At 44.9% G+C, this 12714-nt stretch carries 9 protein-coding genes; 5 read left to right on the top strand and 4 right to left on the bottom strand.

The genetic code is table 11. The features are described from left to right. Window positions 1-142 precede the first annotated feature (142 nt). The 4 genes from AC2204_RS00445 to AC2204_RS00430 all read left to right on the top strand — a co-directional run bounded on the left by AC2204_RS00445 (window position 143) and on the right by AC2204_RS00430 (window position 5703). Complete coding sequence (locus tag AC2204_RS00445; protein ID WP_318923309.1) at window positions 143-2830, top strand: EAL domain-containing protein; 2688 nt, start codon at window positions 143-145, stop codon at window positions 2828-2830. Window positions 2831-3146: 316 nt separating this feature from the next. Then, window positions 3147-3944: a transporter substrate-binding domain-containing protein gene (locus tag AC2204_RS00440; RefSeq protein ID WP_318923306.1), complete on the top strand. Its 798-nt coding sequence runs from the start codon at window positions 3147-3149 to the stop codon at window positions 3942-3944. 66 nt (window positions 3945-4010) lie between these two features. Further along, entirely contained in the window at window positions 4011-4958 is a 948-nt protein-coding gene (locus tag AC2204_RS00435) for an amino acid ABC transporter permease (protein ID WP_318923304.1), read from the top strand. A 19-nt stretch (window positions 4959-4977) separates the two neighbouring features. Next, complete coding sequence (locus tag AC2204_RS00430; protein ID WP_318923918.1) at window positions 4978-5703, top strand: amino acid ABC transporter ATP-binding protein; 726 nt, start codon at window positions 4978-4980, stop codon at window positions 5701-5703. 247 nt (window positions 5704-5950) lie between these two features. Here the strand turns inward: AC2204_RS00430 and AC2204_RS00425 are convergent, their stop codons facing one another. Further along, window positions 5951-9106 (bottom strand): C25 family cysteine peptidase, encoded by a 3156-nt coding sequence (locus AC2204_RS00425; protein ID WP_318923303.1) that lies wholly within the window; start codon window positions 9104-9106, stop codon window positions 5951-5953. A 663-nt stretch (window positions 9107-9769) separates the two neighbouring features. Between AC2204_RS00425 and AC2204_RS00420 the strand changes: the two genes are divergently transcribed. Beyond that, window positions 9770-9982, top strand: a complete 213-nt coding sequence (locus tag AC2204_RS00420; protein ID WP_318923301.1) for a hypothetical protein — start codon at window positions 9770-9772, stop codon at window positions 9980-9982. Between the two features lie 71 nt (window positions 9983-10053). Here AC2204_RS00420 and AC2204_RS00415 read toward each other — a convergent pair whose 3' ends face one another. The 3 genes from AC2204_RS00415 to AC2204_RS00405 form a co-directional block, all read right to left on the bottom strand. Beyond that, a complete protein-coding gene (locus AC2204_RS00415) occupies window positions 10054-10818 on the bottom strand; it encodes a metal-dependent hydrolase (RefSeq protein WP_318923299.1) in 765 nt (254 codons plus the stop codon). Between the two features lie 272 nt (window positions 10819-11090). After that, the gene (locus AC2204_RS00410; protein WP_318923297.1) at window positions 11091-11801 is read right to left on the bottom strand and encodes a DUF445 family protein; all 711 of its coding nucleotides are present in this window, start codon (window positions 11799-11801) and stop codon (window positions 11091-11093) included. Window positions 11802-12051: 250 nt separating this feature from the next. Then, window positions 12052-12558, bottom strand: coding sequence for a hypothetical protein (locus AC2204_RS00405; RefSeq protein WP_318923295.1), 507 nt, complete (start codon window positions 12556-12558; stop codon window positions 12052-12054). Window positions 12559-12714 lie beyond the last annotated feature (156 nt).

The raw sequence follows: 12714 nt of genomic DNA, 5'->3' as shown, positions 1-12714 counted from the left end.
CGCGCTTTAAATGCGGCATTGGGTACCGGGTGCTATGAGCGAATTTTACCTCGGTATAATATGGAAAAGTACAACTGGCTGTTGTATCAAACTTTTCCCTGTGTTGTTACTATGTAAATGACGAATATAACAATATAAATGCATGACAGATGCAAATAAAAAAGAGACAACGACAAGAATGAACAATGCTGGTTTTCTCGCTCTGACGCACAATGCCGCCTTATTACTGGCAATGTTTTTTATCTACGATATGGCAACCAGTCGCAGTCGTGCCGCATTCGCTCCATTCTGGACGGTGCTCACGGGTATTGCGCTGGGAGTGATCGGCATTATCATCATGCTCACACCCTGGGAGTATGCACCTGGAATTGTATTTGATACCCGCTCGGTGCTGCTTGGGATCGCCGGACTTTTTTTTGGCGCAGTTCCTACTTTAGTTGCTATGGTGATGACCGCAATATTACGCCTTTATCAGGGGGGCGACGCTGCAATTACTGGGGTCATGGTGATCGTCGCTTCAGGCTTATTGGGCATTGCCTGGCACTATTACCGTCAGCGTCCGTTATCAGAGTTATTGGCCCGTGAAATTTACCTGTTCGGCATCGTTATTCATGGGGTAATGCTGGCGTTGATGTTTACTTTGCCGTGGGATATCGCGCTCAAGGTACTCTCTAGCATCACCTTTCCGGTATTACTTATTTACCCATTGATCACCGTTGTTCTGGGGATGTTGTTTACCCGACGTCTCCAGCGTGATCAGACAGCCGTTGCTTTACAGGAAAGCGAATTCCTGTTCCGCTCTCAATTCGATTTGGGCAACATTGGGGTTGCTATCACCCATCCGGAAAAAAGCTGGTTGCGGGTAAACCCCCGGCTCTGTGAAATGCTTGGCTATAGCGAGGAAGAGCTGCTTCGGCTGACCTGGCCTGAGTTGACTCATCCTGAAGATCTGCAGCCTGATCTGGATCAGTTTGATCGTATGCTGAAGGGTGAAAATGAGGGCTATTCGTTAAACAAACGTTTCATCCGTAAGGGGGGCGATACCGTTTATGCCCACATGACGATTACCTGCTACCGAATCGATGGGAAAGTCCAGTTTGTGATTGCCGGTATGTTAGATACCACTGAGAGCAAACAGGCCGAAGAGTCGATGAAACTGGCCTCAATGGTTTATCAAAACAGCAGTGAGGCGATGGTTGTTACTGACAGCGAGGGAGAAATTATTACCACTAACCCTGCGTTTACGGAAATGACGGGTTATTCGCTCGATGAAATCAAAAATAAAAGCCCTACATTTCTGACGTCTAACCAGGATAAAAAGGTCTTCCAGGCCATGTACCATGCTTTAAATACGACTGGCCGCTGGCAGGGAGAGGTGAAGGGTCGTCATAAAAACGGTGAAGACTATGTTGCGATGCTGACAGTTAACTCCATTTATAATTCTGATGGGGCAATCCATCGCCGGGTTGCTCTGTTGTCCGATATTACCGATAAGAAAAAGTCTGAAGAAATTATCTGGACCCAGGCTAACTTTGATTTTTTAACCGGGCTGCCTAATCGCCGTATGTTTATTGAGCGGCTGGATCTGGAAAAGAAGAAGACGGACCTTTCCACCATGCCCATGGCTTTGCTGTTTCTTGACCTTGACCATTTTAAGAAAGTAAACGATACCCTTGGCCATAATTTGGGGGATCAGCTACTTAATGCTGCAGCACTGCGCCTGCGCGGCTGTGTACGGGAAACCGATATGGTATCTCGGCTTGGAGGGGATGAATTTACCGTGATCCTCGGTGAGCTGGAAAATACACAGGGCGCTGAACGAGTTGCCCAAAAAATTCTGCACGCATTCTCTGCGCCTTTCTTGCTCGGCGTTGAAACCATTTATATCACCCCCAGCATTGGGATTACCTTCTATCCGGATGACGGTAATGAAACGGAGGCTCTGCTGATGAATGCCGACCAAGCCATGTATTCGGCCAAGGAGCAAGGGCGTAACCGTTACCACCTTTTTACTGTATCCATGTATGAAGAGGCGCAATACCGGCGGCAATTAGCAAACGATTTACGTGAAGCGATTAAAAACAACCAGTTACAACTTCACTATCAGCCAATCGTTGAGCTGGCAACAGGTAACATCAGTAAAGCCGAGGCATTGATCCGCTGGCAACACCCAGTTCTCGGCTTGGTTAGCCCTGCTGAATTTATCCCTATTGCCGAAGAAACCGGCATCATTGTCGAGATTGGAGATTGGGTATTCCGTCAGGCGGCTCACCAGACCGCTCGCTGGCGTGCATCGCACCATAAAAACTTTCAGATCAGTATTAATAAATCCCCGTTGCAGTTTTGTGACGGAGGAAGTGATATCTCGAGCTGGCTGCAACACCTGCAAGAACTTGACCTGCCTGGGCAGGCTGTTATTGTCGAGATCACTGAAGGTTTGTTGCTTGACGCCAGCAAAACAGTCACGGACAAGCTGCTTGCGTTTCGTGATGCCGGAATTCAGGTTTCACTGGATGACTTTGGCACCGGCTATTCGTCCCTGTCTTATATCAAAAAATTTCATATCGATAATATCAAGATCGATCAATCGTTCGTGCGTAATCTCAAAGCGAATTCAGACGATATGGCATTGTGTGAGGCCATCATCGTAATGGCACACAAACTAGGCATGCAAGTCGTAGCTGAAGGGATTGAAACTGAGGAGCAGCGAGCTTTACTGGCTGCCGCCGGCTGTGATTACGGACAGGGTTACTTGTTTTCCAGGCCGCTTCCGGAACCAGAGTTCAGCCGCATATTGCCGCGCCATATACCGGTGCTAGATATCATTTGATTGTTAATATTGTTAGGACAAAACCATTATTAGCATAAGTTTTCTAATATTCTGAATATTATCTTATTTTCAAAGTATTCATGGGGGCGATATTACTGGTGGGGTGGTAATCACTCTAATCGATACACATAGCCATCAATTATATTGCCAAAGGGCCCCCATGTTAATGGTTTTGCTGTTATTTGTTTCGTAAATGTTTGGGTGTGTAGTGGTTAATTTGTTATAAAAACAACGGTGTCGTATTGATGCTGGTGAGTTATAACTAATTTGCTGTTTAAATTAAAGACTTAAACAGCCTAACTATACAGGGATGTCTATGCGCAAATTATTTGGTGGTTTTGTCGCTGCTTTAGCACTTCTTACTACGTCGGCTACAACGTCTGCTGGTCCGATCCTCGATGATATTGCAAAATCGGGTGAGTTACGGGTTTGTTTTGATGCTGGCTATATGCCGTTTGAAATGAAAAGTAAAAATGGTTCTTTTATTGGGTTTGATATTGATATCGGTAAGTTGATGGCGCGTCAGATGGATGTGAAATATGTGCCGATTAATACTGCCTGGGATGGAATTATACCCACCTTGCTGACGGGAAAGTGCCATATGATTAATGCTGGCATGACAATAAATGCCAAGCGTAATATGCGAGTTAATTTCGCTGACCCTTATATTGTCATTGGCCAGAGTATTCTGCTTAACCCTGAGCTTGAAGGAAAAATCACCAGCTATAAAGACTTGAATGATAGTCAATATACTATTGCGACTAAGCTGGGCACCACGGGTGAGCAAGCAATTAAACGTATGATCAGTAAAGCCAAGCTAAACGTATTTGAAACCCAGTCTGATGCCGTACTTGAAGTGGCAAACGGTAAGGCCGATGCGTTCATTTACGATATGCCGTTTAATGCTATTTATGCCTCGCAAAACGCAGGTAAAGTTGTGCACCTGGATCAGCCATTTACATTTGAACCGCTAGGTTGGGCGGTTGTACAGGGCGATAGCGATATGCTGAATTTTTTAAATAACTTCCTTCGTCAGATCAAAGGCGATGGTACGTATGATCGTGTCTACGACAAATGGTTTAAAAACGACAGTTGGTTGAAGCAAGTGCAATAACCATCATCGGCCAGGCGGTATGTCTGGCCGGCTTGTTTTACTCCCCAACGCCTAATGGAAGAAGTTATGTTTAGGACGTCGAATCGTTGGCTGTGGCACGGCCTTTTTGTTGTTATTCTCGGGTTATCCATTCTTGGTGTGTATCAATCCTCCAAACAAATAAATTACAACTGGCAATGGGAAAGGGTAACCCCTTATTTACTCGATACCTCTCCTCTGGAAATCAGAGCTGGCGGTGATGGAACTGTCATTGTTAATGACAATGGCTCACTGATCATCGATTTTGATTACGATGACAGCCCTCAACGAGTGAAGAACTACGATGAACGTTTGGTCGAAGACGGTGACATCGTATTTGAGGGAGATATTATTGCGCGATCGGAACATTGGTCAATCGGACCCTTAGTGTTCGGACTTTGGGTGACACTGAAAATATCTGTTATTTCATTATTCTTTGCTGTCATTCTCGGTTTAGTCGCGGGACTGATGCGGATATCGGATAATCCGGTTACCAAGAACTTCTCATTTCTCTATGTAGAAATTATCCGTGGTACGCCCTTATTGGTTCAGATATTCATCGTCTACTTTTTCTTGGGTACGATAATGGATTTGGAACGATTTACCGCCGGTGTCGTTGCGTTATCTATTTTTACCGGGGCGTATATCGCAGAGATTATTCGTTCGGGTATCCAGTCCATTCCGCCGGGCCAGATGGAAGCAGCCCGTTCGCTTGGTATGAGTTACCCCAAGGCAATGGTTTATGTCATATTGCCTCAGGCATTTAAACGCACACTGCCACCAATGGCCGGACAGTTGATCACCTTAATCAAAGATTCCTCTTTAGTTTCTGTTATTTCAATTACGGATCTGACAAAAGCCGGGCGTGAAGTGATCAGTGGCAGCTTTGCCACGTTCGAAATCTGGTTCGTGGTAGCGGGGCTATATTTGCTATTAACCACTTCGTTATCTTGGTTTGTTCAACGCATTGAGAAGAGGTTAGCGTCCAGTGACTAGAGATTACAACGGCAACGAGATGATCGTCGCGACCCAAGTCGACAAGATATATCCGAATAACTGTCATGCATTGAAAAAGGTAAGTGCGACCATCAAGCGCGGTGAAGTGGTCGTGATTATCGGCCCGTCGGGATCGGGTAAGTCGACATTTCTGCGCACGCTTAATCAGCTGGAAGATATCAATTCTGGCACTATTATGATTGATGGCATAGATATGTATGCCCGAGGAACTGATATTAACGCCCTGCGTGAAAATGTGGGAATGGTATTCCAGTCATTTAATCTATTTCCGCACAAGACCGTGAAGGGCAATGTCATGCTGGCACCGTTAACCGTCACTAAACGGACAGCGAAAGAGGTTGAAGAGCACGCAGAAAGCTTGCTGTACCGAGTGGGGTTAGCCGAAAAAATGGATGTTTATCCCTCTCACCTTTCTGGTGGACAGCAGCAGCGGGTAGCCATTGCGCGCGCATTGGCAATGAAGCCCGACATTATGCTGTTTGATGAGCCAACATCAGCGCTTGATCCAGAAATGGTCGGCGAAGTGCTGGATGTCATGAAAGGACTCGCAGCAGATGGCATGACGATGGTGGTGGTTACCCACGAAATGGGATTTGCTCGCGAGGTCGCCGACAGAGTGCTGTTTATGGAAGAGGGTGAATTACTGGTCAGTGATACCCCAGAAAATATTTTCGGTAGTGCCAAGCATTCTCGGTTACAGCAATTTTTATCCAAAATACTGTAGTTATAATCATTTAAATCACTGTCTCGACGGTGGTTTAAATGTGAAGAAAAATGGACAATTAAACAACCCGATAGGTTTATTTTTTTGGATTAATTGTACGAGTTTGCAAACAGATTACATCTGAAAATTATTACGTATGTACATCAGCATAACTTTTCGATAGAACCATATTTTTAACAATGACCTTAACCTGACAGCCACCATCCCGAAGATTGCTAACTGTCAGATCAAGTTTCAATTTTATACCTTATTTAACATGGATAGTATTGGTCGATGAAGATTGCATGCCTTCATTATCCGTCACTGTTAATTTGAATGTTAACGTTGTTTCGAATGCCGGTGCTGCAGCATAGGCGTAGTGGCCATCTGAATGGTCAATCCGTACTGCTGGGCCTTCGATCTGAGTCCACTTATAGCTTACGATGGAACCATCAGAGTCGCTTGATTTCCTGCCGTCTAGCGCGATCCATTGATTAAACGATGCTGTTTGTTCAGAACCTGCATGCGCCACTGGTGCCTGGTTAGACGGAACGTCAGGATCTTTTACAACCACGGTCTGTAGAACCGAACTACTCTTACCTTCATTATCGGTGACTGTTAATTGGAATTTTAACGTTGCATCGAATGCAGGTGTTGCAGCATAGGCGTAACTGTTATCCGAATAGTCAATTCTAACTGCAGGCCCCTCAATCTGAGTCCACTTATAGCTCTCGATGGAACCATCAGGATCCATTGATTGTCTGCCGTTTAGAGTGATCCATTGATTAAATGAGGCCGTTTGATCTGAATCAGCTTGTGCGACAGGTGCGAGATTAGTTGTGCTCGCAGGTGCTTTTACAACCACGGTGTGCGAGGCTGAATGACTTAAACCAGATCCGTCAGTTACCGTTAGTTTGAATACCAGAGTTTCATCACTGGTGATATTTTCTGCTGTTTGCACCCAGGCTCTGCTCGAGTAAGCGCGATTGATGGTAACGCTCTGTCCTGAAGTCTGTGTCCAGTGATAACGAAGTCTTCCTTTAGACGCGACAGATTGGCGTCCGTCTAAGAAAAACCAGTCGCTAGCTTCAACGGTTTGACCTGATTGAACATTGGCTTTAGGGCCATTACCTTCAACGGTAATCTGGCCTTCATAGGCCGCTGCATTGTGCTCAGTGACCGTTAGGGTCATCGCTTCATTGGTTTTCAGTTCAAAATGTGCAAGTCCGTTTTGATCCGTGGTGGCCACATGGGATTCACCCGATACGGTAACCAGTGCAACGCGTGCATCTTTTAACAGTTCACCGTCGCTGCGAACGGTGACATCAAATGATGCAACGCTTCCGTGGGTAAAGCGTGTTGGGTGAGTCACCGTTAGTTCTTGCGGACGTTGGGTTCGTAATTCCAGTTCAGGATCGCCAAACCAGCTGAAGAAACGAGCTGTTGAAAGTGCTAGGCCTTGGGCCCCAAAGTGGTTGAACAGGCGGTGCTTGGCACGGTTCATTGCCATTGCCGGACGCCATGAAACCGGGTAAATATTGCTGGACCAATTGCCGTCATAATCATCCCAGAAGCTATCCATAATGGCGGCGTGCATAAGATCGTTGTAACCGGAATAGCTGACACGTACAGCACCTGTGAAGCCTACTGCGCCACCGTTAGGATTGCGCATCCAAGATTCTGCAAATGAATCTTTGCCGTCAAACCAGCCGGTCGCACAGTTAAGGCTAAAAACGACTGGCGACATGTTACCGTTGACCAGTTCGTTGACTTCCGAAGCGGTATATTGCGGATCTGCCCAGCCAGAGCCATCGGCATAACCATGATCTCGGTGCATAACCAGCCCGACGCCTTGGTTAATCGCTGTTGCGATTTGAACCTTGTTACCATTCCCCTGATTTTTCCACTCTTGGGGAACCGTCAACGGCGGTGTTATCCTTGCGCTGCCGTAGTCCCATCCACCATATTGAAGTTCTTTCGTTAGATCGGCGTCCCACTGCAGTGCTGTGTGGATTTGATAGCCTTTGTTAAACAGGTCGCCGGGACTGCCGAAGAAGTTATAATCAGGCCCGAGGAAGTCGGCCACCCGGTGAAGATCTTCCATAAACATTCGATCGGCTTTTCTATTATTATTGCTGTCCTGATACTGACCCGCCAGTAGGGCGTGGCTGTAACGATCTGAATCAAATGGTGTTTTTTCATAATTTAATGTTCGATTGACCATGTTAGTGATCTGATCTTCGGTATCACCAGGTAAACGGCCGATCACCAGGTCAGGGTATTTATCGGAGCCATCAACCAGGGTGTACTCGAAATCGGTGTGCCACTTATGATCCGTGCCATGATAACCATGACCGACGATTTCCCAGGCGGGAACATCTTCATGATCGCCAACAAAAAGAACATAGGAGGTCATTGTCCCTTTCTTGTACGCATTGGCAATGTATTCTTTGATCTGAGCCTGAGTGCTACCGGTTTCAGTAATAGGTGCGACATAAACGTTATAGCCCTTTTTACGCTTCCATGCTGCCAGAGGTTCTATGGCGTTTCTGAATCGATCTGCGGTAATGATTAAGTAATCCGCAGCCTGAGACGGAGTAATTGTCGAATTAGTTTCTGGCTGGGCTGGAATAAAATCCTTTCCAGAGTCTTTCGTCGTTTCGGATCGAATGTCGATGATGGAATCTGTCGGCGCATCAAAATCTAGCGCGTCTTTACGCTTGGCTTTTTGCTGACTGTTTTCTGGCAGAACATAGTTCACATGAAAACGTACTTTTTGCGCAAAACGAACGGTTTTTTCAATCGGATTAAATTCAATTGGTCGATATGAAATTACCGCATAGCTTTTGCCTCGCACACGGATTGTTTCTATAACGGTAACCAGTGGGCTTTTACTATCAGTTAAGAGACCGTAAGCAGCCTCATCTTTAACGAATGGCATGTGTTGATCAGGTCGTTCACCATCCATTGTGACAACGTCAGGGAAGGGCAATTGAACCGGGTCGACGGTGATATCGCTAAATGTTTCAGACCACTCAACCTCATCAATTGCAATATCCAGTTGTGCACCTTCAGGAATGCGAACCATTTGTCGGTAACCTGTCAGATTGGGTTTACCTGGTTCTGCCGGGCTGCCGCCGTCTGGTAGCATAATACGGTTATAGATATTTCCATCAGCCATTTTTATCTTGCCCATGGTCAACGATGAAAGTTTAGCTTCAAAGACTGCGCTATTACTACTTCGGGTCGCTATCGAGAAATATTTATCGCCCTGTGTTGGCGTAGCGGAAGAAACGGCATCAATCATTTGATCAAAATGGATGACTTGTTTGTCAAAAACCGTTGCGTCTGTGTGCTCGACGGCCCAAACGGGTTGTGCCAGCAGAGCAAGAGCACAGGCAGAGCCCTTAAACATTTTTCTCATTATTATCTCCTGTAAGTTCTGATTCGTGTTTGTTGCAAAAACTTGTGATAAGTAAATTCCGCTTAAATTAGCGAGATTGACTAAAAATAAAGACATGCTTGATAGCGCATGATCTGATTTATGTACCGATAAATTAGCTATTTCACTTTCTGATGTTCAAGGTTGGTTATACTGCACATATGAGTTGTGATTTTTAGACTGCGGTGAAAAAGTTGATAGCGAAAAACAGTACTAATCAAGGTGATTAAGCTATTGTTACGTATTGGTAAATATTGATTTATGTCTGATTGCTTTGTTCGGTGGTTGGCATGTCATCTGTTATGTGTAAATTCATTAGAGACGATAATTAATCACTGTTCAAAATGTTGTGCTGTTGAAGTTACCTCAATAAAAATGTTAAGTATTCGAGTGGAAGATTCGAGTTCAAACTGATTTTTTGTATGGCTTGTTAGGCATGAATATATAGCATGGGTTTTGAGGTGTGACGCATAAGATTTGTAGGTAAAGTGAAGTTTTATTATACAAATATGACATTCACCGAATAACTGATTGTTAAATTAAACATTGATTGTCCTAATATTGACTCGTCGTAAATTGAGAGCGTTATACTCATCGAAAGCAGTTGTTTAATTTATTCCTCAGAAGACCATGAAGGGCAATGCCATGCTGGCATCGTTAATGTTGACCAAACGGACAGCGAAAGAGATTGAAGATCATATAAAGAGCTTGCTGTATCGAGTGGGATTTGCCCGCGAGGTCGCCGACAGAGTGCTGTTTATGGAAGAGGGAGAATTACTGGTCAGTGATACCCCAGAAAATATTTTCGGTAGTGCCAAGCATTCTCGGTTACAGCAATTTTTATCCAAAATACTGTAGTTATAATCAGTTAAACCACCGTCTCGACGGTGGTTATTAATATGAAGCAAAATAAATTGCTATGGACGGTATTAAGCTGTATTTGAAAAGCCCTGAAAAATATCGGCTGTCGAGCTAATAAAATCACGCAGGGAATACGAGACGGTTTTTAAATCCAGCCATGACGGACGGAACTGAAACTGTTGCCAATCTGCCAGTAAACTCAGTGTTGAATCATAGGGCGGGGCCGCGAGGTACAGCGCGAGAATAGCCGCGACTTGAGCAAAACTTATCATCGGGTTTCGCAGTGAAATAATTTTAAGCGCAGTGCCAAATGATGACTTGATCTTTCTGTTTGCCAGATCGACGCTATAGACTTCATCCAAAACAAGGTGCAATACGCCTCCTGCCGTTACAAAAAGACCAGAAAGCCAGCTGGTGGTCTCGCGATACCCCATCAAACGGGCTAAGCAAACAATACATATCCCCAGTAATGCAACAAACGCCAGCGAATGACAGCAACCCCGATGGACAGTGATTTTTTCAAACACAGACTTGGCACTGTAGCGGATAAAAAGATAGAGTGAAACCGCATAAAGGATCAATTCCAGCATGGTGACATGCGGGGAAATATGGCACACCAGCACAAAGCTGCAGATCGCCGCTAACAGTCCGAATAACGTTTTCATCGACGTTGAATTATCTGAGTCGATATCGGGTAGCAGCCCACCAATTGAGCCTAAGAAAGCGAGCCATAAGGCGGTGATCGGCTGAATATTGCCTGCTGATAGCAATGCCGTTGCCGCAAGACCACTGGCGATAGCGGCACAGTTTAAATGGGTGCTGAAATTAGCCACTTACAGTGGCTTACTGTGGTATGTAAAGAAAACACCAGCATGGGGCATTTCGGTCGTTATAGTTTTCATCTGTGCCTCACCAATTAGCTGTCTGTATGTACAGTATTATGGCGTAAATCATGACGACATCAATGAAAACGGATGAAATGGCAATTGAAAGTAAATCAATGGCTGATTTTTAGGCGTTATGGCTACAAGATCGTTAGTTTATTATATAAACGCCGCCTTAAGGGGGGGAGGCGGCGTTTTGTATTTAAGGAAGATAACCGAACTTAAGCGGTGATCAGTGCTGAAATGATGCCGATAGCACCGCCCAGTACACCGCCCCAGATCACCAGCCAGCCAAGGTGTTCGCGGATCATCTTTTGCACCATTTCTTTAACTAACTGAGGCGTTAGTTCATTCAGACGCTGATCGATAATCTCTTCAATCGTGGCTTGGATCTCATTGAACATTGCCGGCTGTTCAAACTGATCTTTTAATGCTTGTTTAAAGTCATCGTTCTGGCTGATCTCAGTAATTGATTCCTGCATTTTTTCAATGAAAGGCTGTTTGAGTGGCTGTAACGCTTCTTCGCCGCCCATCATCACCAACATGCCGCCGAAAGAGGAGTTCATGATCACTTCAATCAGCGAATCAAAGGTCGGGCTAAGATCAATCTTCTCAATAACGGGCTGAAGATCCAGCTGAACCGGGTTGGCCATTTCATTGGTCAGGAAGCGGTCGACGTTCTCCTGGGTAAAGAACTGCTCCATCATCATCGTCTTAATGCCGAGTTTGAACTCTTCAAAGCGGGCAGGGATCACGCCCGAACCATAAAGTCCCGGTACTTTTTCAAACAGCATATGAATAGCAAGCCAGTTGGTTAATGCGCCTGAAAAAGCAAACAAGCCACAGAACATGACAACCTGCTGGTTAGTAAGATAACCCACAAGCAAAATCAACAAGGATACAATATTGGTAAGTAGACTTTTACTGGTCATAGCCGCCTCGGGGAAAGATAGAAAACGGCGGGATTTTAGCAAGGTAACGTGATGAATGTCACGAATGTATTTAGGGTAAAACGCAGATTTGCTCCGATGGCTGGGTATTATTTGACATAAAGGCAGGCTGGATAAATTCGGCGTAACTACCCGTAAAATGACAGTGGTAGGCATTTACGCCTTGAATCTGTATGACGTCTCGATAAACTTGCTGTTCCAGATACAACGGACTGGTTGGCTGCGACAGCGATTAACTATCACGGCTAAATTTTTTAGCTATTTTGCTAAAATAGTCTTCCATATCCTTTAAGGAAGCCATAGTGGTGTTTTCAATCTTTTTCTGTGAAACTTTAAATTCATGGACGATGCTATTTCCTTTTTCCTCCATAAAGTCTTCGACATTCATCTTAGCGAGGTGGCTTTGCAGTGCGGCGTGCTCAAGCTCGCCTTTTGCCTCACGGACTTTTTGATGGGTTATTTTTTCAAAACCGTCAAAAGAGTCGCTGATTTTCTGCCATTTGTCATGTGCCTCCATGGCGGCAAGATGGGCTTGCAGGGCTGCGTCATCTTTCTTGCTGGCCAGATGATTTGAAGCTTCACCCAGTTTTCCGTTAATTTCTGAGAGCCGGTCTTTGGCTTGCTGCCACAACTCTTTGGTATCAGCAGAAAACTCCTCAGATTTTTCTTCAATTTTATTGCTTGCCTCCCGAATTTTTTTTCGGGATAGATCGATTTTTTCTTTAAGTTGGTCTTTCATGATTAGCTCCGCTCATTAGTTTATCTGTTTCTTTCTGTCATGCCCTGGGGCTGCGCGTATTAAGTATAGACATTCAATAGGTAACGCAATAAGCCTATTCAGAAAAATGAACTTTTGTTTAGGAAACGAATGACACCTTGTATGCCATTAAAGATT

It is taken from the genome of Photobacterium sp., assembly GCF_057456235.1.
The sequence above is the reverse complement of the archived record's forward strand: the minus strand, read 5'-3'. Positions and strand labels throughout refer to the sequence as shown.